This window comes from Klebsiella sp. PK01 (assembly GCF_057624675.1).
In genome coordinates this window covers 122,171-144,946 of the sequence record NZ_JBYEZM010000005.1, presented here as the reverse complement: position 1 = coordinate 144,946, position 22,776 = coordinate 122,171, and the positions used below count along the sequence as shown (strand labels likewise).

General features: G+C 56.2%; 22 protein-coding genes, 1 tRNA gene and 1 pseudogene. 9 read left to right on the top strand and 15 right to left on the bottom strand.

Annotation, left to right across the window (positions count from 1 at the left end; translation table 11 throughout):
- Positions 1-18 precede the first annotated feature (18 nt).
- The 8 genes from AC22LX_RS16990 to AC22LX_RS16955 all read right to left on the bottom strand — a co-directional run bounded on the left by AC22LX_RS16990 (position 19) and on the right by AC22LX_RS16955 (position 9,319).
- On the bottom strand, positions 19-879 hold the full coding sequence (locus AC22LX_RS16990; protein ID WP_045386571.1) for a ketose-bisphosphate aldolase: 861 nt from the start codon (positions 877-879) through the stop codon (positions 19-21).
- Positions 880-959: 80 nt separating this feature from the next.
- Positions 960-1,811 (bottom strand): class II fructose-bisphosphate aldolase, encoded by an 852-nt coding sequence (locus tag AC22LX_RS16985; RefSeq protein WP_047078204.1) that lies wholly within the window; start codon positions 1,809-1,811, stop codon positions 960-962.
- 11 nt (positions 1,812-1,822) lie between these two features.
- Positions 1,823-2,914 carry a PTS fructose transporter subunit IIC gene (locus tag AC22LX_RS16980; protein WP_015369120.1) on the bottom strand — a complete coding sequence of 364 codons (1,092 nt, stop codon included), beginning with the start codon at positions 2,912-2,914 and terminating at the stop codon, positions 1,823-1,825.
- A gap of 23 nt (positions 2,915-2,937) precedes the next feature.
- Positions 2,938-3,252, bottom strand: coding sequence for a PTS fructose transporter subunit IIB (locus AC22LX_RS16975; protein WP_015369119.1), 315 nt, complete (start codon positions 3,250-3,252; stop codon positions 2,938-2,940).
- A 21-nt stretch (positions 3,253-3,273) separates the two neighbouring features.
- On the bottom strand, positions 3,274-3,744 hold the full coding sequence (locus tag AC22LX_RS16970; protein ID WP_063447256.1) for a PTS sugar transporter subunit IIA: 471 nt from the start codon (positions 3,742-3,744) through the stop codon (positions 3,274-3,276).
- Between the two features lie 10 nt (positions 3,745-3,754).
- Positions 3,755-5,326: a BglG family transcription antiterminator gene (locus AC22LX_RS16965; RefSeq protein ID WP_047078207.1), complete on the bottom strand. Its 1,572-nt coding sequence runs from the start codon at positions 5,324-5,326 to the stop codon at positions 3,755-3,757.
- Between the two features lie 267 nt (positions 5,327-5,593).
- Positions 5,594-7,912: an alpha-xylosidase gene (yicI, locus tag AC22LX_RS16960; RefSeq protein WP_213292927.1), complete on the bottom strand. Its 2,319-nt coding sequence runs from the start codon at positions 7,910-7,912 to the stop codon at positions 5,594-5,596.
- 12 nt (positions 7,913-7,924) lie between these two features.
- A complete protein-coding gene (locus AC22LX_RS16955) occupies positions 7,925-9,319 on the bottom strand; it encodes a glycoside-pentoside-hexuronide family transporter (protein ID WP_487334111.1) in 1,395 nt (464 codons plus the stop codon).
- A 291-nt stretch (positions 9,320-9,610) separates the two neighbouring features.
- Between AC22LX_RS16955 and AC22LX_RS16950 the strand changes: the two genes are divergently transcribed.
- The 3 genes and pseudogenes from AC22LX_RS16950 to AC22LX_RS16940 all read left to right on the top strand — a co-directional run bounded on the left by AC22LX_RS16950 (position 9,611) and on the right by AC22LX_RS16940 (position 10,437).
- A tRNA-Sec gene (locus AC22LX_RS16950) sits at positions 9,611-9,705 on the top strand.
- Between the two features lie 167 nt (positions 9,706-9,872).
- A complete protein-coding gene (locus AC22LX_RS16945) occupies positions 9,873-10,157 on the top strand; it encodes a DUF6680 family protein (protein WP_317852636.1) in 285 nt (94 codons plus the stop codon).
- A pseudogene (locus AC22LX_RS16940) lies at positions 10,150-10,437 on the top strand (SymE family type I addiction module toxin). The gene AC22LX_RS16945 and the pseudogene AC22LX_RS16940 overlap by 8 nt, the downstream one beginning before the upstream one ends.
- Before the next feature lie 111 nt (positions 10,438-10,548).
- Here the strand turns inward: AC22LX_RS16940 and AC22LX_RS16935 are convergent.
- Positions 10,549-11,745 carry a porin family protein gene (locus tag AC22LX_RS16935; RefSeq protein ID WP_063416202.1) on the bottom strand — a complete coding sequence of 399 codons (1,197 nt, stop codon included), beginning with the start codon at positions 11,743-11,745 and terminating at the stop codon, positions 10,549-10,551.
- Positions 11,746-12,243: 498 nt separating this feature from the next.
- Between AC22LX_RS16935 and AC22LX_RS16930 the strand changes: the two genes are divergently transcribed.
- The 3 genes from AC22LX_RS16930 to AC22LX_RS16920 all read left to right on the top strand — a co-directional run bounded on the left by AC22LX_RS16930 (position 12,244) and on the right by AC22LX_RS16920 (position 14,761).
- Positions 12,244-13,251 carry a zinc-binding alcohol dehydrogenase family protein gene (locus tag AC22LX_RS16930; protein WP_045390550.1) on the top strand — a complete coding sequence of 336 codons (1,008 nt, stop codon included), beginning with the start codon at positions 12,244-12,246 and terminating at the stop codon, positions 13,249-13,251.
- Positions 13,252-13,554: a putative quinol monooxygenase gene (locus AC22LX_RS16925; RefSeq protein ID WP_047078222.1), complete on the top strand. Its 303-nt coding sequence runs from the start codon at positions 13,252-13,254 to the stop codon at positions 13,552-13,554.
- 157 nt (positions 13,555-13,711) lie between these two features.
- Positions 13,712-14,761, top strand: coding sequence for an NAD(P)-dependent alcohol dehydrogenase (locus AC22LX_RS16920; protein WP_047047612.1), 1,050 nt, complete (start codon positions 13,712-13,714; stop codon positions 14,759-14,761).
- Here the strand turns inward: AC22LX_RS16920 and AC22LX_RS16915 are convergent.
- Together AC22LX_RS16915 and AC22LX_RS16910 are read right to left on the bottom strand one after the other, a co-directional pair.
- Positions 14,758-15,711 carry a GlxA family transcriptional regulator gene (locus AC22LX_RS16915; protein WP_487334137.1) on the bottom strand — a complete coding sequence of 318 codons (954 nt, stop codon included), beginning with the start codon at positions 15,709-15,711 and terminating at the stop codon, positions 14,758-14,760. The genes AC22LX_RS16920 and AC22LX_RS16915 overlap by 4 nt on opposite strands.
- A 21-nt stretch (positions 15,712-15,732) precedes the next feature.
- Complete coding sequence (locus AC22LX_RS16910) at positions 15,733-16,512, bottom strand: MBL fold metallo-hydrolase (protein WP_045390545.1); 780 nt, start codon at positions 16,510-16,512, stop codon at positions 15,733-15,735.
- A gap of 167 nt (positions 16,513-16,679) precedes the next feature.
- Between AC22LX_RS16910 and AC22LX_RS16905 the strand changes: the two genes are divergently transcribed.
- Entirely contained in the window at positions 16,680-17,222 is a 543-nt protein-coding gene (locus AC22LX_RS16905) for an NUDIX domain-containing protein (protein ID WP_045390543.1), read from the top strand.
- Here AC22LX_RS16905 and nlpA read toward each other — a convergent pair whose 3' ends face one another.
- The gene (gene nlpA / locus AC22LX_RS16900; RefSeq protein WP_047047605.1) at positions 17,223-18,032 is read right to left on the bottom strand and encodes a lipoprotein NlpA; all 810 of its coding nucleotides are present in this window, start codon (positions 18,030-18,032) and stop codon (positions 17,223-17,225) included. It abuts the gene before it with no gap.
- Positions 18,033-18,162: 130 nt separating this feature from the next.
- On the opposite strand from nlpA, the gene AC22LX_RS16895 reads away from it, so the two are divergent.
- Both AC22LX_RS16895 and AC22LX_RS16890 read left to right on the top strand, forming a co-directional pair.
- Positions 18,163-18,504, top strand: a complete 342-nt coding sequence (locus AC22LX_RS16895) for a hypothetical protein (RefSeq protein WP_487334110.1) — start codon at positions 18,163-18,165, stop codon at positions 18,502-18,504.
- Positions 18,474-18,890, top strand: a complete 417-nt coding sequence (locus AC22LX_RS16890) for a hypothetical protein (protein WP_227509248.1) — start codon at positions 18,474-18,476, stop codon at positions 18,888-18,890. The genes AC22LX_RS16895 and AC22LX_RS16890 overlap by 31 nt, the downstream gene beginning before the upstream one ends.
- Here the strand turns inward: AC22LX_RS16890 and murP are convergent.
- From murP to eefC, 3 genes are all read right to left on the bottom strand, one after another.
- Positions 18,834-20,267 carry a PTS N-acetylmuramic acid transporter subunit IIBC gene (gene murP, locus AC22LX_RS16885; protein WP_487334109.1) on the bottom strand — a complete coding sequence of 478 codons (1,434 nt, stop codon included), beginning with the start codon at positions 20,265-20,267 and terminating at the stop codon, positions 18,834-18,836. The two genes, AC22LX_RS16890 and murP, sit on opposite strands and share 57 nt — an antisense overlap.
- A 24-nt stretch (positions 20,268-20,291) precedes the next feature.
- Positions 20,292-21,194: an N-acetylmuramic acid 6-phosphate etherase gene (murQ, locus tag AC22LX_RS16880; protein WP_045390537.1), complete on the bottom strand. Its 903-nt coding sequence runs from the start codon at positions 21,192-21,194 to the stop codon at positions 20,292-20,294.
- A 216-nt stretch (positions 21,195-21,410) separates the two neighbouring features.
- The gene (eefC, locus tag AC22LX_RS16875; protein ID WP_487334108.1) at positions 21,411-22,775 is read right to left on the bottom strand and encodes a multidrug efflux RND transporter outer membrane subunit EefC; all 1,365 of its coding nucleotides are present in this window, start codon (positions 22,773-22,775) and stop codon (positions 21,411-21,413) included.
- Between the last annotated feature and the right edge of the window lies 1 nt (position 22,776).

Genomic DNA, 22,776 nt, shown 5'->3' with positions numbered 1-22,776 from the left:
ACCCGCCTTCCGACTGGGTCAATACAAGCTTGCTTTGCCGGTGGAACCAAACAACTTCATTTTGTGGCGAATAACTTCACGTGCGGCATTAATCGGTTCCGGATAAATCACATTTGGATCCCACCAGCTCTCTTTACTTAAAATTTCACGTACTTTCAGGAAGTAGGCGTGTTTCATATCGCTGGAGATATTGATTTTCCCGACTCCGAGCGTGACCGCCTCGGCAATTTCCGCATCCGGATTGGCGGAGCCGCCGTGCAACACCAGCGGAATCGACACTCGTCCGGCAATATCGCGCAGGATGTGCATCTGCAGTTCAGGCTGCATCCCTTTTGGATAGATGCCGTGCGCGGTACCAATCGCCACCGCCAGCGTGTCGACGCCGGTACGCGTGACAAAATCCTGCGCCTGCGCCGGGTCGGTATAAGTCACTTTCGACACTCCGCCCTCTACAGACGTTCCCGTTTGGCCGATGGTCCCCAGTTCACCTTCGACAGAGACGCCAACCGCATGCGCCAGCCTGACCACTTCCCGAGTTAGAGCGACGTTTTCTTCATAGGGCAGCAGCGACCCATCGATCATCACCGAGGTAAAACCGCACTGGATCGCACGCAGCACATGCTCCACCGAGGCGCCATGATCGAGATGTAATGTAAACGGCACCCGGCTACGCTGGGTGATATCCCGCACGTAGCTAAAAAAGGAATCGCCGACAAAGTCGTGCTCGCTGGGGTGAATTGAAATGATGGCGGGAGTATTTGTCGCTTCCGCCTCTTCCACGACGGCGCGAATAAAGCAGCTGTCCGCAACGTTAAATGCGCCGATAGCAAAGCCGTGTTCACGAGTCGGTTTAAGTATTTCTTGCATGGAAACTAACATGGTCTTCTCCAGTTTCAGGGTGTAGTTCGCCCTGCCAGGGCGAATATGCGCTGGCATAAAGGGCGTGACTGATAAGTGAATCAGGCGCGGTTTATCGCGCCGGATGCTTGTAAGTAAGGGACGATAGCTTCAGCGCTGGCGTGTTCCATCACCGCCATGGCATCGGCCAGTTCAATAGAGCTGTCATGGCAAAGGGTATGGAGTAGTGCGGCTTTACCTGCCTCAAACACCGCCGCGCCGACATTAATCTTCGCCACGCCAAATGCCGGGCAGCAGGCAAGCTGATCAAATGGCGTGCCGCTGCCGCCGTGCAGGGCCAAGGGCACCGAAGAGGCTCGCTGCACCTGCGCCAGACGGTCAAAGTCCAGCGCGGGCGTGACCCCAGGCGCATACATGCCGTGGGCCGTGCCGACGGAGACCGCCAGTAAGTCGATACCGGTTTGCTCGATAAACGGAGCGACGTCCTCAGGTTGCGTCATCAGGTCGGCGTTCGTCGCAGAGTCATAGCGCGGAGCATCCGCCAGATGCCCCAATTCCCCTTCAACACACAGCCCGATGCTGGCAGCCAGAGTGGTGACCTCGCGGGTCTGGCGGATATTTTCCGCAAGTGGAAATGCAGAAGCATCAATCATCAACCCGCTGAATCCAGCGCGAAAAGCCTGACGGATCTTCACCGGTTCTTTCCCATGATCGAGACTCAAGGTCACGGGAACGCTGGCCTCTTCGGCAAGGGTCCTGACCACCGCCATCGCCGTCGCTGGAGGGAAATGCGCCAGATGGCCCTGATAGAGATTGAGAATAATCGGCGCGCGGTATTTTTCCGCCACGCGTACCGCGGCGCGGGCACTCTCCAGATTCATACAGTTAATCGCCAGCAGGGCATACTGTTCACGCCAGGCTTTCTCAACCATCTGCTTCATATCGGCAAACATAGGGCCTCCGTTTACTCAAGGGTAAAGGTGATTTCATCATCGGCGACTTTTTGGTCGCTCAGTTCATCAAACTCTTCATCACGCTCCGTGACCGGTTTTTTCCATAGCGACAACATCACGCCGCAGATAACCGTCCCAATCGCCAGCGCCAGACAAAACAGCAGTGGATGGGTGAATAGCGGCACCACAAACATACCGCCATGTGGCACCGGGCTTTCCACGCCCCAGGTCATAATCAAACCGCCTGCCACCGCTGAAGCCACGACGCAGGATCCCACCACCCGCAGCAGATCGCGGGCCGCGATAGGGATCACCCCTTCGGTGATCATGCAAATACCCATCGGGAAGGCGGCCTTTAACGCTTCACTTTCGGCACGGGTATATTTATGGCGGGTCAGAAGGAAGGACAACGTAATACCGAACGGCGGGATCATGGAGCCGACAAACTTGACCGCCTCCGGCCCATAGACCCCGCTCACCAGCAAGCCATCGGCGAATAACGACATGGTTTTATTCACCGGCCCGCCAAAATCAAAGGTGGCCATCGCGCCAAGAATGGCCCCCAACAGGAATCGTGAACCGCCCTGCATCGACTCCAACAGATGAATCAAGGCCTCCTGCAGCCAGGCAATCGGCTTGCCTATCAGGGTCATCATCAACAGACCGCTGATAATGGTGCTTAATACCGGCAACACCATAATGGGCATCAGCCCTTGCATCGATTTTGGCAATCGAACGTAATGCTTTAACAGCAGCACCGTATAACCCACCAGGAAACCGCCCAGCATCCCGCCGATGAAACCGGTGTGGATTTGCCCGCAGACAAACCCAACTATCAGACCTGGGGCAAAACCGGGTCTGTCGGCGATTGAATATGCAATCGCCGCGCAGATGAGCGGGACGATGAGCCCCATCCCCCAACCGCCGATTTGATTCAACATCCACGGAATGGTGCCGACTTTCTCGGCGACATTGGTACCGCCCAGGACCTGACCGAGGGCAATGCAGATCCCGGCGGCAACAATCAGCGGTATCATCCATGAAATACCCGTTAACAAATGCTTTTTAATTTCCTGCGAAACAGGTGGTTTATTCTCACTCATGGTAGATCCCTCCAGAATAAGGATCAGGCATTAGCTAAGGATTTCTCGACCTTTTCGATAAACTGAATCGGTGACTTAATAACGACCTCCGTTTTCACGCGGACAATTCGTTTGTTTTTAAAACGCTCTTCGCCTTTAATTTTCACATCAACGGCAAGAATAACGACATCGGCGGCAGCGATATCTTCAGTTGTCAGTTCATTCTCAGTACCTATTGTTCCCTGAGTTTCAACTTTGACATTGTGGCCCAGCGCTTTCGCGCCTTTCATTAACTTCTCACGTGCGATATAAGTATGAGCAATACCCGCCGTACAGGCGGCAACACAGACAATATTCATCTCAGACTCCAATAGTTATTGTTAGTAAACATCCGATTCAGCATATTGACTAAAGAGATCAATAATCTTCTGCGGACTGGTTTCTTCGAGCAATTGCGCAATAATGTCATCATCGGCCAACGCTCCAGCGACCTGGGAGAGTAAGCGGATATGGGTGGTATTTTGGTCTTCCAGACGGACAGCAAATAAAATAATGCAACGAACCTGGCTTCCATCGAGCGTTTCCCAGGCAATATCCTGGCGAGTACGACCAATGGCAAGCGTAGTATTCAGCACCGCGGATGATTTCCCATGAGGAATAGCGATGTGATTTTCAAATCCGGTCGAACCTTCCGATTCACGCTGCCAAACGTCCTGAATAAACGTTTCGCGACAGCTTATGGCCCCATCTTTCTGCAGCAGATCGGTTAATTCTTCAATAACTTCACTTTTAGTCGTGGCCTTCATATCCAGCAATACACGCTTAGTATTTAAAATCCGGCTGATGTCCATATTATTTACCTCATGGATATAAAATTTCATTGCTGGCAGTTGACGTTGCAGCATGGTGTAATTTCTCGGTGATAACTTTTTCTGTTACCCGCTTAATATCGGCGTCATTAAAAAAAGCCGTGACATAGACTACCGGTAACGCAATCTCCGGCAGATGAATGGTTGAAATGACCAGTTCAATATCATCCTGTCGCTGTAGCGTATGTAGACTACCCGCAGGCAGTACGCCGACGATGGTCCAGTCAGGAAAGGCCCTGAGGACCCGGCTTTTCAACAGATGCGAAGTACCAATCCCGGTCGAACACACCAACAGAACCCGCTTTCTGGCCACCTGCCTCTCCATCGCGGCCTGGAAATGCACGGTTAAATAACCCACTTCATCTTCCGAAACCGCGTTCTCGCCCCAGGCGGCAAATACCTGATTCACCACCCGCAGAGTTAATGGCCACACCTCTGTTAATTCGCCCTTGATATCTTCCAGCAGCGGATTACGGATATAGATACGATAATTCAGCCGGTTAAGCAGCGGCTTAATATGAATGAGCAGCCCTTCATATAACGCGGTGTCATGCGTAAGATCGATATCAACCACCGAGGAAAACAGGGCGATCAGCCGGGAGGTGATTTGCCGGGCCTCATCGCTGGAATGTATATTGCGCAGCATGCTGACATCATCACGTTCTTCCACCAGCATGCCGGACGAAATAATGTATTGATAAATAAACCAGCTTTCGTCCTCTGGTAAAGGATGGGCAATGCGGGCCTCAATTTTTTGCAGCATATTCTGCGCGATACGAAAGATGGACTCATCAAATAACGGATGTCCCTGTTCCCGGCGCGGTAAGGCATTGCCGCGGGTTATGCGATACATCATAATCAGGATATGGGTGAAGATATTGACGTAATATGGCTCGCCTAGCGACCAACTTAATTTTCGTTCCATATCCTGAAGAAGCGACTGCACAAAGATGACATCTTCTTCACCAAAATAATGCACCAGGGCCTTATAGCTACCACTATCCAGACGGGAGTGAATAATATTTCCTGGTTCATTATGGTTAATAACACCATTAATTAATAAGGCCATAGCCTGGCGAACATGTGATTCACTCCCCTCAATATGAGTGCCGCTCTGGCTACGAATAAGCATCAGACCCAGTGGCCTAATCCATGATTCGATCACTTTTAAATCATTTACAATCGAGGCGCTGCTAATAAAATAACGTTCAGACAATTTACTGATCGATGTTTCGCGCGGCGTTTCACTTAATAACTGAGAAGCAATTTTCACACGCCGGGAATTATTCATCATGGCATCTGTATCATCACTTTCGCTACTGAGTAACTGGTCTAATTGCAACAGATCGGCGACGTTATCAGCCAATAGCATGACGCCCGCGCCGGCACGTTTATCAATACTGATTTTCCAGTCAGAGAGCCATTGTTCAAGAAAACGTAAGTCACGCTGAACTGTTTTTTCTGAAACATTTAAGTATTCAGCCATTTTTAATAACGTAACGTATTCTCGTTTAGGCAAGAGAAATTTTAATAATCTGTTCTGTCGCGAGGTAACCATTTGCATTATTTACCCTTATTGCATAGCAGATTAATGCCAATAAGATATCGCTATACGACGCGATCTCTATGAAAATCATTGAGGATAAATATAGGGAGACGGGGGGTAAACAACAATACTAAATCGTGTCCGGATATCCGGACAGAAATAAGACAAGACAGAGAAATGACCGATATTTATAAGTCAGATCACATTTCAGTCATTAATATACGTGATAACGATCTCAAATTCGCAGAAAGAATAACTCCCGCGATATGCTGCGGGAGTTGTTATTTATAGCGTAATCGTCAGCGCATTGCCCTGGGCGCTCACCACCACGCCCAGTTCGCTGCCGACCTGCGTCCCACCCTGCACTCCTGTTATCTGCGGGATATTGCGCAGACACAGCGTCCAGCCGCGGGCTTCGCCTTCGCCGCTCACGGTGATGGTGTTGCCCTGGCGCTTCGCCTTCAGAGTGAAGATCGCGGAACCGTCGGCCGCCGGAACCTGACAGACCGTTTCATTGCCATCGCCAAGCTGGAACAGCTGGAAGGCGGTGCCTTCATGCCAGGCATAATCGGGTTTCTGGTCGTTGTTGCCCAGCGCCAGCAGGGTGTTGTCACGAACATAGACCGGCAGGCTCAGCGCATTGTGACGCTGCTTATGCCAGCGGCTACCAGGCAATTCATCGTTATGCCACAGATGCGTCCAGCGCCCTTCCGGCAGATAAAACTGCACCTCGCCCGCTTCGGAGAACACCGGCGCCACCATGACCGAATCGCCCAGCATATACTGGCGGTCGAGATAGTCGCAGGCGGGATCGTCGGGGAACTCGAGCATCATCGAGCGCAACATCGGAGTGCCGAACTCGTTGGCCAGCGCCGCCTGGCGATAGAGATACGGCATCATGCGGCATTTCAACTGCGTGAAGTGGCGCACCACGTCACAGGACTCTTCGTCGTAGGCCCACGGCACACGATAGGATTTGCTGCCGTGTAGGCGGCTGTGGCTGGAGAGCAGGCCAAAGGCGCACCAGCGCTTATAAACGTGGGCTGGCGCGGTGTTTTCGAAACCGCCGATATCGTGACTCCAGAAGCCGAAGCCGGACATGCCGATCGACAGCCCGCCGCGCAGGCTTTCCGCCATTGATTCGTAGTTGGCGTAGCAGTCGCCGCCCCAGTGCACCGGGAACTGCTGTGCCCCCACCGAGGCGGAGCGGGCGAACAGCACCGCCTCCTGCTCGCCGACGGTCTCTTTCAGCACCTTCCACACCAGCTCGTTATAGATGAATGCGTAGTGGTTGTGCATTTTCTGCGGATCGGAACCGTCAAACCACTGCACGTCGGTCGGGATACGCTCGCCGAAGTCGGTCTTAAAGCAATCGACCCCCATCGCCACCAGGCCTTTTAACTTGTCGGCGTACCACTGGCAGGCTTCCGGGTTGGTGAAGTCATAAATCGCCAGCCCCGGCTGCCACTTATCCCACTGCCACAGCGAACCGTCGGGGCGCTTCAGCAGGTAGCCCTTCTCTTTGAGCTCCTTGAACACCGGCGAGCGCTGGCCGATGTAAGGGTTGATCCACACGCAGACCTTCAGCCCTTTCGCCTTCAGGCGCTTGATCATCCCCTCCGGGTCCGGGAAAGTTAGCGGATCCCATTCAAAATCGCACCACTGGAAGGCCTTCATCCAGAAGCAGTCGAAGTGGAAGACGTGCAGCGGCAGATGGCGCTCGGCCATACCGTCGATAAAGCTATTTACAGTCGCTTCGTCATAGTTGGTGGTGAACGAGGTCGTCAGCCACAGACCGAACGACCATGCCGGCGGCAGCGCCGGGCGGCCGGTGAACTGGGTATAGCGGTTAAGCACCGCTTTCGGCGTAGGGCCGTCGATCACGAAGTACTCGAGGTATTCGCCCTCAACGCTGAACTGGACTTTAGAGACTTTCTCCGAGCCCACCTCGAAAGAGACGCGCTGCGGGTGATTCACCAGCACGCCATAGCCACGGTTGGTCAGGTAGAACGGGATGTTCTTGTAGGATTGCTCGGTGCTGGTGCCGCCGTCTTCGTTCCAGGTTTCTACCGTCTGGCCGTTGCGCACCAGCGCGGTAAAGCGCTCGCCGAGGCCGTAGACGGTTTCGCCGACGCCGAGGTCGAGGCGCTCAAACATGTAGTTGCGCTGGGTCTTGCTATCCTGCACGTAGCCGTTGTTTTTCAGTTGGCTACCGGTGATACGCACGCCGTCGCGCAGAAAATCCAGCGCCCAGAATTCACCTTTAGTCACCCGCACGCTGAGGCTGCCGCTTTTCAGCTCGGCGAACTCTGCCGTATTTTCTATTTCGACATGGACGTCTTTCTGCACGCTCAGCGGATAGTGCGGACCGTTATCCAGCGCGCCCTGAAAGTGCTCCATGCGCACGCCGATTATCCCTTCCTGAGGCGAGAAAAAGCGCAGGGTGAACAATGGCGTATCCAGCTGCCAGGCGCGTTCGCGGACATCGCGCGGCGCGGCATAAACCACCATTTCATTCCCCTGCTGCTCCACCTCGTAAACCTGTACGGGTTGGATCAGGTTGAGCCCTGGTTGAATGAGCCAGTTTCCATCACTGATTTTCATTAAAACGTCCTCTTAGTTTTGCCATTCTTTGTCGATCGGGGCTGCCGTGAATTCTTGTTCGTTGCGACGCGCGCCCTGGGCCAGCTCGGCCATCATTTTTTTCAGGAACGGCGTTTTTAGCGTGTAGTAGCGTTTGGCGATTACCGCGCTCAGCAGGTAGCACACCGCCGGAACGAGGGTGAACAAGGCGATAATGATGGTGAGGGTGGCGCTGTTCTGGGTTTTAGCGGCGGCGTCATAGCCGCCGCCGGCCAGCATCCAGCCGATCAGCGCGCCGCCCAGCGCCAGCCCCAACTTGAGCACAAACAGGGTGCCGGCGAAGCTGATGCCGGTCAGGCGTTTGCCGTTACACCATTCGCCGTAGTCGACGGTGTCGGACATCATCACCCACTGGATTGGCGTCACCAGCTGGTGCAGTACGCCAATAACGAAGATAAAGACAAACATGGTGATTTCGGCGTCCATCGGTACGAAGAACATCGCCACGCTGAGCACCGCCAGGAGGGCGTTGGTCCACCAGAAGACGCTGACTTTGCATTTCCAGTCGGTCAGCGGCTTCGCCAGCGCCGAGCCAATCAGGTTGCCGACGCAGTAGGTGGTGAGGAAGACGGTGAACAGCGCCGCCGAGCCCATGATCCAGGTGGTGTAGTACATCATCGCGCCGCCGCGAACGCAGACCGCGAGGATATTGAGGATGGTGAGTACGCCGACCACCCGCCACTGGTCGTTGCGCCAGATATCGCGCAGGTCTTCACGCATCGAGGTACTGCTCGGCGGCGCTTCGACACGCTCTTTGGTGGTGAAAAAACAGAAGGCCAGCATCAGGAAGGCGACCACCGAGAGCACCGCAATGCCACCCTGGAAGCCCAGCGCTTTATTTTCGCCGCCGATAAAGTTGACCAGCGGCATCATCAGCACGGTGGAGAGCATGCCCCCCGCCGTCGCCAGCACGAAGCGCCAGGACTGCAGCGAGATGCGCTGCGTCGGGTTATCGGTGATCACGCCGCCGAGCGCGCAGTAGGGGATATTCACCACGGTGTAGAGCAGGGTCAGCAGCGTGTAGGTCACGGCGGCGTAGATCAGCTTGCCGTTGTGGCTTAAATCCGGCGAACTGTAGGCCAGCACGCAGACGAGACCGAACGGGATAGCGCCGAAGAGTATCCACGGGCGGAACTTACCCCAGCGGCTGCGGGTACGGTCGGCAAGCAGGCCCATGCACGGGTCGGAAATCGCATCCAGCGCCCGCGCCAGCAGGAACATGGTGCCGACAAAGCCGGCGGGGATACCGAAAATATCGGTGTAGAAAAACATCATGTATAACATGACGTTATCAAAAATGATGTGGCTGGCGGCGTCACCCATACCGTAGCCAATTTTCTCTTTGACGGACAGAATATGATCTTTCATTTGCGCACTATTCCCTTAGCGGCACCGCGGATTGGTACCGGTTACGGTTTTTTTAAACCTTTGGCGCAGTAAGATGAATTGCGATATCTCGTTATCAAATTACGTTTCTTGTTTTCTGTGATCGCGGTAGCCCGAAAGAGTGTGAAAAAGTGTAACCCATGGATTTTGAACGGATTTGTCTCAGACTGTTCTGCAAAGTCCAGTTTTAACAGTAAAAAAGTGCGTTTAGGTATGTGGTAAATGCCTGAAAGTAGCTATAATGCGCCCGCCTCCATGTAGCAATCGAGGCGCGGAAGATCGTCATCTCCGGTGAGGTGGCTGGACTTCAAATCCAGTTGGGGCCGCCAGCGGTCCCGGGCAGGTTCAACTCCTGTGATCTTCCGCCAAAGTTTCTCATTCTCTATCGGCCATTCGGCATATATTAAATATTCTGCTGTTAGCCTACCCTGTTGAATACTTCCTTCTGGAAGTTGTATTTCTCACATCTAAATACAACATATCCAAACAACGATAACGCCAGCGGTCTTATCTGGAATCAAAACAGCAATAATTTATTTGTGACCTTCTTTCAGCTATTGCAAAAGATATTGGTTATGATTTTGAGCGCGTTCAGTTACAAACTGCTATCTACTCGCCAATAGCACACGGTGAAATTGAAAACGATCAATTAAAAATAAGAAAGGGTCTGGCATCCATAATCACTGATGAAGGGACTATAAAATGGAGATTGTTGGTGTTCCCAGCCGAGAGGAGAGTTAAGTTCATCGACCCCATCAGGTACTCGCAATATCTGATAAGTGCTAACCTCACCAACTATCAAGGAGTTGATTATGGCTGATTTTCATTCTACCCCAGATATCACCGCTAGCGGAACCGAGCGTCAGCTGCTGGTTGGCTATCGGCCCAATGGCCAGGATACCAGTACACTAAGTCTTACCCTTTCCGGCAAGTAGCTACGCGAAGCGGGGTTCGATACCGGGAAGCCGGTCACGGTTAAGGTGATGGATGGCTGCATTGTATTGCTGCCTCTCAGCGATAAAGAAGAGAAGCTAACAGCCGAATTACGGCATATTCAACAATCGCTGAAAAGCGTCAACGGCACGCTGCAACATACCTGATAGCGCGAGCAAGAAAAATCCCCGGGTGGCGGCTAGCGCCTTACCCGGGCTACCAGACGGCGCAGAACCGTAGCCCTGCTGAGCACAGCGCGAGCAGGGAAAATTCCCGCCTCAGAAGTAATAGCCAATATTGACGTTAGTGCGAAAGTACCATTTGCCGCTGCCCTCGGACTGGGTGCTGGTCCAGCCGGTAGCGTTCAGCGCGCCGCCCCACGGATTAACGTTCTTCGCCCAGCTGAGATCGACCCAGAACATCACCGGCAGAGCGAAGACCTGTACGCCAAGGGTGTTCATCTGCGAATCGCTCCAGCCGCTTTTATCTTTCCACAGCACGCTGTAGTCGTTGTAAAAACGCAGCTTCGACACGCCGCCCCACTTCACGTCGACATCGCGGGCGACGTTCAGCGACGCGGTCGTCGCTTTCGCCGGGATCAGGTAGGCCGGCGTCAGGCCGTTGCCGCCCATCAGAATCGTATCGTCGCTGACGCCCGCCGGGTTCTTCGGATCGTATTGGTAGCGAATCAGCTGCGAGGTCAGTTGCCACGGCCCGTTATGCAACATGCCGTGCACGCCTGCCGCCCAGAAGGTGCCGTCGTCGTCGGTCTCGCGGTTGTGCAACCGCGCCAGCGCCAGCGAGCCGCCCAGCTCGTTATTCCAGCCGCCGCCGTGAAAATCCCGCGCAATACGCACATTCACCTGGTCGCGCTTTTCATTATGCTGCTGATGCTGAGTCGGATAGATAGTGTTTTTCAGCCGATCGTAATCGCCAACGTCCGGCGCATAGCGCAAATTCTCCGGTTCCATCCACGGGAAATAGGCCACATCCAGCGACCAGTTATTATCGTGATATTGATAATTCACGCCACTACCGGCGCTCACGCCAAAGCCTAAATAAAACGGAATACCGTAGGACCAGCCAAATTGCGGATAAGGTTCAAGGCCAAATGGTTTGCCTGGGATCCCCAGCTGGATATTATTATTATTGTCGAAGCGATACCCTACGTAAGCGCGGTCGATGGCGTATTTACGGTGATCCTGGAACCAGAATCCGGCATCAAAGAAATAATTATCATAGAAGCCGCTGCTGTCGATACGGAAGGTATCAAAACGCAGATGCGGCGGGTTGCGATAATTACTGCCTTTCCAGTCTTCATAGCGATAGTTTGCCCGCAGCGCGCCGCCGAAATCCAGCCCGGCGAGATTATCCGCGCTGCGCCAGCCGATATGCGGGAACGGCTTGCCGTCGTCCGCCAGCGCCGGCCCACTGGTCGCGGCTGCCAGCAGCAGAGAAAGGAGTATTTTACGCATAGCACATCCCTCACTTTATTTTTATAAGCGATAAAAAACCGTCGATTAATATCGACTTATTATTTTGTCTCAGCGGTGAAACTCTTAATTAAATAGCATGATGATTTTATTTTTGTTCCAAATATGAAACTCTGTTTATTATTTGATAGAAGAAAAATCGCACGCAGGATGTCGGGCGTCAAGGTATAAACCTTGAGCCATAACGCAATATTATTATTCTTCCGGAGTGATATTAATATTTGCGACATGGAGGAGGTAACTTTCTCAAATATGAAACACTATGTTTATGGTAATTTATATTGTTGAACCATCATGGTCCTGGTACCTGACCATCGTACTGTTTATCTGTAGTGGCAGGCGGGCGCAGGATGGGTGGTGTCGCCGATTTTCACTTTTTTTATATAACTGTTATCGCCGCCGGGCCGTTTTTCCCGACGCTAGACCGGTCTATCCTCGACGCATTCGCACCATGAATCCTCTTTGTAGATCGGAGAACCTATGAAAGCCATTGCCATTACCCAGGCCGCCGCCGACGGCAACAACATCCCCTTTTTACGCGATATCGATCTGCCGGATCCGCAGGCGCAGGGGCACGATCTGCTGGTCGAGGTCAAAGCCATTTCGGTGAACCCGGTCGACACCAAAGTGCGCGCCGGGTTTAATGCCGATAACCCGCGAGTGCTGGGCTGGGATGCGGTTGGCGTGGTGAAAGCCGTTGGCGATGCGGTGACGCTGTTCGCGCTGGGCGATGAAGTGTGGTACGCCGGCGCGCTGGGCCGCCCCGGCAGCAACAGCGAACTGCAGCTGGTTGATGAACGCATCGTGGCGCTGAAGCCGCGCTCGCTGGAGAATGCCGCCGCCGCCGCGCTGCCTCTGACCGCTATCACCGCCTGGGAATTGCTGTTCCACCGCCTTGGCGTGCAGGAAGGCGGTAACGCCGGCGATACGCTGCTGATTGTCGGCGCGGCGGGCGGCGTTGGCTCTATCCTCACCCAGTTGGCCAGCAAACTCACCAACATGACGGTAATTGGCACCGCATCGCGCCCGGAAAGCCAGAAGTGGGTACGCGAGGCCGGGGCGCATCACGTCATCGACCACAGCAAACCGCTCGGTGAAGAACTGGCGAAAATCGGCATTCATGCCGTGACCCACGTCGCCAGCCTGACCAATACCGATCAGCACTTTAACGAACTGATCGCCGCGCTCGCCCCGCAGGGTAAGCTGGCGCTGATTGATGACCCGGAGAGCCTGGACGTGGTGCCGCTGAAAGCGAAAAGCATTTCGCTGCACTGGGAATTTATGTTCACCCGCTCAATGTTTGAGACGGATGATATGATCGCCCAACATCAGCTACTGACCCGCGTCGCCGCGTTGATTGACGATAACACGCTGCGCACCACCCTTGGCGAACACTACGGCACTATCAACGCCGCCAATCTGCAAAAAGCCCACGCTAAGCTGGAAACCGGGCGCTCGGTCGGCAAAATCGTGCTGGAGGGTTTCTAAATGCGCGACGACACCATTGCGCTTATCGCGGTTCTGAAGGCGAAGGTCGGGCAAACCGAGGCCCTGCGCGACGCGCTGCAGGGGCTGTTGCTGCCAACCCGCGAGGAGCCGGGCAATCTCGACTACGCGCTGTTTCAGCTGCGCGACGCGCCGGATACCTTCTACATGCGTGAGTCCTGGCGCGACCAACAGGCGCTGGATGAGCATATCGCCCAGCCCTACTTCCAGGCCTTTATCGGCCAAATGGAGAGCCTGCTCGCCGAGCCGCTGCGGCTGGATTATCTGACACCCATCGCGCCTTGATATCACGGGCGCCTCATCTCGGTGAGGCGCCTTTTTTAACCCTTCGAGCTGCGCTTTTCTCATTCTGACTTAGCCAGGCTACGCTTACCCTTGCCGCGCAAAAAACGCTCACTCCCTTCCGCTTGATTTATCACGCTATTGCACAAGAGGTAATGCTATGCAGATCAACGCCATAGGTACGTACTCCGCCAGCCAGCCGCTCGAATCGATGTCTATCACCCGCCGCGAACCCGGCCCACAGGATGTGCAGATCGCCATTGCATACTGCGGCGTCTGCCATTCCGATCTCCATCAGGCGCGAGCGGAATGGGCCGGGACGTTGTATCCCTGCGTGCCGGGCCATGAAATCGTTGGCCGGGTGACGGCGGTCGGCGATGCCGTCTCAGGTTACGCCGTTGGCGATCTGGTGGGCGTCGGCTGTATGGTGGATAGCTGTAAGCAGTGCGAGGAGTGCGCTGAAGGGTTGGAGAACTACTGCGACCATATGGTGCTGACCTATAACGGGCCGACCCAGGACGCGCCAGGGCATACGCTTGGCGGGTATTCACAGCAGATCGTGGTTAATGAACGCTACGTATTGCGGATAAATCATCCCGAAGCGCAGCTCGCCGCCGTCGCGCCGCTGTTGTGCGCCGGGATCACTACCTATTCGCCGCTGCGCCACTGGCACGCCGGGCCGGGCAAAAAAGTCGGCGTCGTCGGCATTGGCGGCCTGGGACATATGGGGATCAAGTTGGCCCACGCCATGGGGGCCCACGTAGTGGCCTTTACCACCTCGGAATCCAAGCGCGACGCGGCCAGAGCGTTGGGCGCGGATGAGGTCGTAGTGTCGCGTAACGAAGACGAAATGGCGGCCCACGCCAAAAGCTTCGATTTCATCCTCAACACCGTGGCGGCGCCGCACAATCTCGATGCCTTCACCACGCTGCTGAAACGCGATGGCACCATGACGCTGGTTGGCGCCCCGGCCACGCCGCATCCGTCGCCGGAAGTGTTCAATTTGATCTTCCGTCGCCGCTCGATTGCCGGCTCGATGATCGGCGGTATCCCGGAAACCCAGGAGATGCTCGACTTCTGCGCCGAACACGGCATCGTCGCCGATATCGAACTGATTCGCGGCGATCAGATCAACGAAGCCTGGGAAAGAATGGTCAAGGGCGACGTGAAATATCGCTTCGTGATCGACAGTTCGACCCTCGCCGGCTAAACGCCGCGGCGGAAAGTCCGCCGCCACTCCGTCGGGCTGACGCCAAAACGCGCTTTAAACTGCTGGCGCCAGGTGACGGCGGAAAGATAGCCCACCGCTTCCGCCACCTGCTCGACCGGTAAATCCCCCGCTTCGAGCAGGCTCTGGCTACGGCGCAGGCGCTCGGCGGTCAACCAGTCGGCGATGCTCATCCCGGTCGCCCGGGCGAAGTGGCGGGTCAGCGTACGGCGGCTCATTGCCACCACTTCGGCCAGCGAATCAAGATTATGCGGCTCGGCAATGTGCTGCTGTAGATAATCCAGCAGGCAGTTCATCCGCGCATCGCGGGTGTTGCGCGGCACCGGCTGGGCGATAAACTGCGCCTGGCCGCCCTCGCGGTGCGGCGGCACGATCATCCGCCGGGCGATCTGGTTGGCGGCGAGGCTGCCAAAACGCTGGCGAATGATATACAGGCAGCAATCGAGCGCCGCCGCGGTCCCCGCCGAGGTAATCACCTTCTGGTCATCGACGTACAGGGCGTTGATATCGAGCCGCACCTGCGGAAACAGGCGCTGGAAATCCTGCTCGAACTCCCAGTGGGTCGCCGCCCGCTTACCGTCGAGCAGCCCGGCGTAGCCAAGGACAAACGCGCCGAGGCACAGGCCGACGATTTCCGCGCCGTTATCGCGCGCTCGAACCAAACTCGCGATCAGCGCCTGCGGCGGGCGCTGGTTAACCTCGCCCCAGTAGGGCACCACCACGATATCGGCCTGTTCCATCGCGGTAAAATCACCGCTGGCATATAGCGCAAAGCCGTCGCGGGCGCTGAGTAATCCCGGCTGTTCGGCGCAAATCTGCAGATTAAAACGTTTGGTTTCCGAGACCGTATCGCCAAACAGCATACAGGGGACGGAATAATGAAACGGGCTAAAGCCCTCTACGGCGACAATCGCCACGTCGGTTAATGTCATCATCCCTTCCCCTTGAGCAGGTTAATAAACAACGGTTTCCCCATCCTGCGGAATACTCACTACCCCGGCAATCTGATTATCCGCGACGTACTGGCGCATCTCTTCGCGGCTCACCAGACAATGGTTAACCGCCTCCAGGTGGATGGCCATGATTTTCGCTTCCGGCAGGGCGAAATGCGCCTTCAGCAGATCCTCTTTACCCATGATGATCGGGCCAAAGCCGATAACGTGAGCGTAACCGGCGTTAAGCACCACCACATCCGGGCGCAGCTTCAGCATGTCGGCTTCGATCTCATCGCGCCAGATGGTATCGCCGACCAGCCACAGCGTCTTCTCCTGCGGATGACGGAACACCACGCCGCAGGCCTCGCCCAGACGTTCAGCCATCGCCGGTACCGCGTAGGTACGGTCGCTGCCATGTTGCCCGGAAGTGGTTTTCTGCAGACTAACGCCGGCAAATTCACTGTCTGCCGACAGCAGGCGGATATCCTGAAATCCCTGGCTGCGCAGCAGCGCGGCGTCAGCCTCATGCTGGACGAAAACCGGCAGGGCTTTCGGGATCGCCGCGATCGCCGCCTCGTCCCAATGATCGTCATGGGTATGGGTGACGATAACCGCGTCAACGTCGATAATCTTTTCGCGGGAAAACGGCAGCGCCACCAGCGGATTACGTAGCTCGCTGCGCGCAGTTCCGGGAAAGCCCGGCCAGGCGCCTTTGTCCGCCAGCATGGGGTCGATCAGGAACTTTTTACCAGCGTATTCAATAATCTGTGTAGCATTGCGGATATGGGTGATGTTCATGTTAGCGTTCCTCTGTGGGGTAATCTGACGAACATCGTACTGAGTACCAGCCTGGCGCAATATGGGCGTTTGGGCAATGATCGATGGAATCGGGCCAACCTGCGACGGTTGCCAATCACAGCCGGCTATGTTGTTCTGAAGGTTAAACTTTCTACAGGAATGGCAGGATGAAGAAGAAACTAACCGCCGCCGATATGCACAACCCGCAGGTCATCGCCGAGACGCCGTGGTTCAGCATGCGCAAGGTAGGTATTGATGTCGCCCCCGGCGAGCGGCGCGACTTTTATTCCATTCACTACCCGCGCCCGGCGGTCGGAATTGTGGCGCTCCAGGATGACAAAGTGCTGCTGATTCGTCATTACCGCTATCTGATCGATAAGGTGGTGTGGGCTATCCCGTCAGGCGGCATCGATGAAGGTGAAGAGCCCGCCGTCGCCGCGCTGCGCGAACTGCGCGAAGAGACCGGCTGGCAGGCGCAACGCGCTGAGGAAATCATCCGCTACAACCCGTCATACGGCAGCAGCGACCAGCTGTTTATCACCTGGCTCGCCACCGATTTAAGCTGGGTTGGCATGGACGCAGATCAGGATGAAGTGATGGAAACCGGCTGGTTTACCTTCGAGGAGATAAACCAGCTGATCGCCCGCGGCGAAATGCCGGACGGGCTGTCTCTGGTGCCGCTACTGCACCTGATGGCGCAGCGTAGATGATTACCAGCCCGGTACCGCGCCGCCGTTGAAGATGGTTTCTGCCGCCTTCGCCACTTCCGGCGACTGGTACGACTGCATAAACTCTTTCACGTTTTCGGCGTCTTTATTGTCTTCACGCGCCACAATGATGTTCACGTATGGCGAGTTTTTGTCTTCAATAAAGATGCCATCGCGCACCGGCGATAACCCGGTTTGCTGCAGGTAGGTGGTGCTGATAATGGCGACATCGACCTTCGGATCGTCCAGCACCCGCGGCAGCTGCGCGCCCTCCAGCTCCATAATTTTCAGGTTGCGCGGGTTGCTGGTGATATCCACCGCCGTCGGCAGCAGGCCGGTGCCCGCTTTGAGGGTAATCAGTTGCTCTTTTTGCAATAACAATAGCGCGCGGCCGAGGTTGGTCGGGTCGTTGGGAATGGCGATGGTCGCGCCATCTTTAATATCGGCAACGGATTTAATCTTGCGCGAATAGCCGGCCATGGGAAAGACGAAAGTATTGCCGATGGCCACCAGGTGGTAGCCGTGCGCTTTGTTGTCTTGTTCCAGATAGGGACGATGCTGGAAGACGTTGGCATCCAGCTCCCCGGCGTTGGTGGCATCGTTCGGCAGCAGCGAGCCGCTAAAGCCCACCAGCTCGACGTCGAGGCCATATTTTTCTTTCGCCACCTTCTTCGCCACTTCCGCCACATCCTGTTCCGCGCCGTTAATCACGCCGACTTTTATGTGTTTGGCATTGTCATTCTTCTGGTCACAGCCCGCTAACAGCAGGCCAGCCAGCATCACTGCCGCCGCCGTGCGTAAACGCCATTTCATCGTTAGTACCCCGTCAGTCCATGGAAAATCATTATTATTTTTCGAGCAAAACTATAACGATTTTGTGCTCGATTTTTAAATACGAAAAGGTATCAATAAGATGAAAATCGTCTAAGCGCGGGATGAAGCGATGGCCAGCAGCTCCCCGGTAGCGCTTGCGCTTACCGGGGCTACCGGCCGAATGCCCAACCGTAGCCCGGATGAGGCGTTAGCCGACATCCGGGACTCTTCCCCGGTAGCGCTTACGCTTACCGGGGCTACCGGCCGAATGCCTAACCGTAGCCCGGATGAGGCGTTAGCCGACATCCGGGACTCTTCGCCGGTAGCGCTTACGCTTACCGGGGCTACCGACCGAATGCCCAACCGTAGCCCGGATGAGGCGTTAGCCGACATCCGGGACTCTTCCCCGGTAGCGCTTGCGCTACCGGGGCTACCGACCGAATGCCCAACCGTGGCCCGGATGAGGCGTTAGCCAACGTCCGGGACTCTTCCCCGGTAGCGCTTACGCTTACCGGGGCAACCGGCCGAATGCCCAACCGTAGCCCGGATGAGGCGTTAGCCGACATCCGGGACTCTTCCCCGGTAGCGCTTACGCTTACCGGGGCTACCGGCCGAATGCCCAACCGTGGCCCGGATGAGGCGTTAGCCGATATCCGGGACTCTTCCCCGGTAGCGCTTACGCTTACCGGGGCTACCGACCGGATACCCAACCGTAGCCCGGATGAGGCGTTAGCCGACATCCGGGACTCTTCCCCGGTAGCGCTTACGCTTACCGGGGCAACCGTAGCCGGGGAAATACGCTTAACTCAGGTCGACGTTTTTGCTGGCGAACAGCCAGGTGAGCACAAAACCGCATAGATACGAAACCGCCAGACCGCCGGCGTACACCGCCATCCCGGCATAAATTCCGCTTCCGGAGGTCATCAGCGGCAACGCCACCAGCCCCGAGGGGCCGAACACCGTGTTCAGGCCGACCGGCAGCCCCAGCCAGGCAATCAGGCCCACGAAGAAACCGCCGCAGGCGCCGCCGATACAGGCGGTAATAAACGGTTTCATACGCGGCAGGGTTACGCCGTAAATCAGCGGTTCGCCAATGCCGAGGAAGCCTGGAATGATCGCTCCTTTGATCTGGGTTCGCAGCAGCGAATCGCGCTTCGCGCGCCAGAACAGCGCCAGCGCCGCGCCCACCTGCCCGGCCCCGGCCATCGCCAGGATCGGGAACAGCGAGTTAAAGCCCTGCGCATCCACCAGCGCAAAATAGACCGGCACAAACCCCTGATGCACGCCGAACATCACCGCCAGCAGGAACAGCCCGGCCAGCACCGCCGAGCCAAACGGATTGCCGTTAAGATGCAGGAACAGCCACGACATACCGGTAAACAGCCAGCCGCCAATCGGCATAATCACCGTAAAGGTCACCGCGCCCATAATCAGCAGCGTCACCGCCGAGGTGAGGATCATATCGAGGTTAGCGGGCATTATCCGCCGCACCTGACGCTCCACCCACGCGCCAAGAATCGAGGCGATTAGCACGCCGATAATATTGCCGCGCGGGTCGATACCGTGGCCGAAGAAGGTCGAAATTCCGGCGTAGAATCCGCTGGTTGCTTCCGGGTTGTAGCCCAGCACGAACAGCGAGGCGATAATCGCGCCGTTCACGCCCGAACCGCCGAAGGCTTTCTGAGCGTTATAGCCAATCAGGATACTCAGGAAGGTAAACATCCCTTTGCTGAATACCTTCATGTAGCCAATCAGCGCCACCAGGCTGGCGTTAGGGTGCGCGTTCTCCAGCACGAAGATTTGTTCCGCCAACGTGGCAAAGCCCAGCAGCAGACCGACGGCGATGAATCCGGGGATCAACGGCGTAAAGATAGTGGCGAACTTCGCGAGAAATTTCTGTACCCCGCTGGTCTGTTTGCTCTTCAGCGCCTGCTTTTTTTCCGCCGCCATATCCGCCAGCGAGGCGGCTGCCTGCGGCGCCGCGTCCATCAGGCCGTTCATCATTTCCGCGGCGGTCTGCGCCTTGCCGGGGCCTAATACCACCTGGAACTGTTCATCGCTGACGATAACCCCCATCACGCCGTCAATCTGGCGAATGGCGGCGCTATCGGCCAGGCTTTCATCGCGCAGGGTCAAGCGCAGGCGCGTCATGCAGTTACCCGCCTGCGCCACGTTTGCGGCCCCGCCGACGTGGGCCAGGATCCGCGCTATCATCTCTTTCGTTATTTTTGCCATTGCCTGTTACCTGTCTGTCGGCGCTCAGGTGTTGCCTAGCGCCTTGCGGATATAACCGTTGTTTTTCGCCAGCAGCGACTGCGCTTCTGCGGCGCTTAAGTCAGCCAACACCATCACAATCGCCGTCTTACAGTGGCGGCCGCAGGCATCCAGCGCATTCTGCGCGGTGGCGCGATCGCAATCGGTCGCTTCCATCACGATAGACACCTGGCGCTCAATCAGCTTGGCGTTGGTCGCTTCCACATCAACCATCAGGTTGCTGTAGACCTTACCGATGCGGATCATCGCCCCGGTGGAGATCATGTTCAGCACCAGTTTCTGTGCGGTGCCGGCTTTCAGGCGGGTCGATCCGGTAACCACTTCCGGGCCGACCACCGGGGTAATTGCGACATCCGCCAGCTGCGCCATTTCACCGTGCGGGTTACAGCTGACGATAGCGACAAACGCATTCTGGCTATGGGCGTATTCCATCGCGCCAATGACGTACGGCGTACGCCCGCTGGCCGCCAGCCCCACCAGCACATCACGGTTGCTGAAGTTAAGGTTCTGCAGATCCATCGCCCCTTGCGCTTTATTGTCTTCCACGTTTTCCACGGCGCTCAGAATCGCTTTATGTCCGCCGGCGATAATCCCCACCACCTGCTCCGGACGGGTGCCAAAGGTTGGCGGGCATTCGCTGGCGTCCAGGATACCCAAACGCCCCGACGTACCGGCGCCGATGTAAATCAGCCGCCCGCCGGCCCGCAGCGCCGCCGCCACTTTATCCACGACTTCCGCTATCTGCGGCAAGTAAGGCGTTATCGCCTGCGCCACCAGCTGATCTTCATGGTTTATCACCGTCAGCATGTCGACGGTGGAGAGGGTGTCAATGTTGGCGCTGTTGGCGTTGCGTCGCTCGGTCAGCAGTTTGCTCAGGTCGATACTCATAAAAACCTCGTTATTCTCAGTTGCGCGCAGTATAAGGAATTTTTTATTCCATTCATGTGAAGAGTATCACGATTAATACGCTGGGGATAATAGGAGAATTGTAGGTATATCCAGAGATGTTGCGGTAATAAAGGTGGAATATTTTATTACCGCAACCTGGAGTTAACGCATGTGCCAGGAGTGATTAAGGTGCTATAACGCGTCCGAAGAGGAACATTAACTGGCGCCGCCGCCCAGCGATTGCCAGAGCGTAATGCGGTTATTGAGGTCGGTCTGCTGCAGCGACAGCAGCGTCGCCTTCGCCGACCATAGCGTCCGCTGGGCGGTCAGCACCGACAGATAATCGCCGACCCCAGCCTGGTAACTCTTCATCGCGATATCCAGCGACTTCTGCTCGGCGGCAACATACTGCTGCTGGGCATCGAGCTGTTCACTCAGCGTTTCCCGGCGCGCCAGCGCATCGGCAACGTCCTTAAAGGCGCTCTGAATGGATTTCTCGTAGGTGGCAATCAGCCCCTTTTTCTCAGCCTGCGCATAGCGTAGCTGCGCCAGATTACTGCCGCCGGTGAACAGCGGCAGGCTGATGGACGGGGCGAACGACCACACCTGCATGCCATGGCTAAACAGCGACGATAGCGAATCGCTGCCGACCCCGGCGCTGGCGGTCAGCGAAATGGAGGGGAAAAAGTTCGCTCGCGCCGCACCGATATCGGCATTAGCGCTCTTGAGATTATGTTCCGCCTCCTGAATATCCGGCCGGCGCAACAGTACCGATGATGATACCCCCGCCGGCACCAGCGCGATGCTGTTATCCCCCAGGCTCTCCAGCGTACCGGGCAGCAGGCTCTCCGGCGCGGTTTCCCCCGCCAGCAGGTTAATGGCGTTTTTATCCTGCGCCACCAGCGTACGGTAGCTGGCGACGCTGGCTCGCGCCTGCTGATAGACGCTTTCCGCCGAACTTAAATCACCGGCGGAGGCGGTGCCCACCGCCATCTGGCGAGCGACGATTTTGCGCGAGTTCTCCGCGCTATCCATCGTCTGCTGCGCCAGCGCCAGATTGCTATTATCCGTCGCCAGCGTCACCCAGGCGGTGGTCAAATCGGCAATCATCGTCAGTCGGGTATTTTGCGCGGTGAATTCGCTGGCAAGCCAGCTTTCTCGCGCCGCACGCGACAGGCTCTGGTTCTTGCCGAACAAGTCCAGTTCGAAGCTCGAGACCGCGCCGTCAGCCTGCGAGGTAGAACTTAAGCCGCTGGCGATCGTTTTGCTGCGGGTATGGCTCAGCTCGGCATCGACGGTGGGAAACAACGATGCGCGCGTTTCGCCATACTGGGCGCGAGCGGCTTCAATATCGGCCAATGCTTTTTGCACATCGCGGTTGCTATTAAGCGCGATGCTGACCACTTTTTTTAACCGCACATCATTGACCACTTTTTGCCAGTCGCCGACCACCGCCGTTGATTCGCCGTGTGCGCCGGGAAGGGTCGCCGGCACCGGCGCGGCCGGGCGCTCGTAGTGCGGGTCAAGAGAGACACAGCCCGCGGTCAGGAGCGCGATAAACATTAAACTCAAACGAAACATA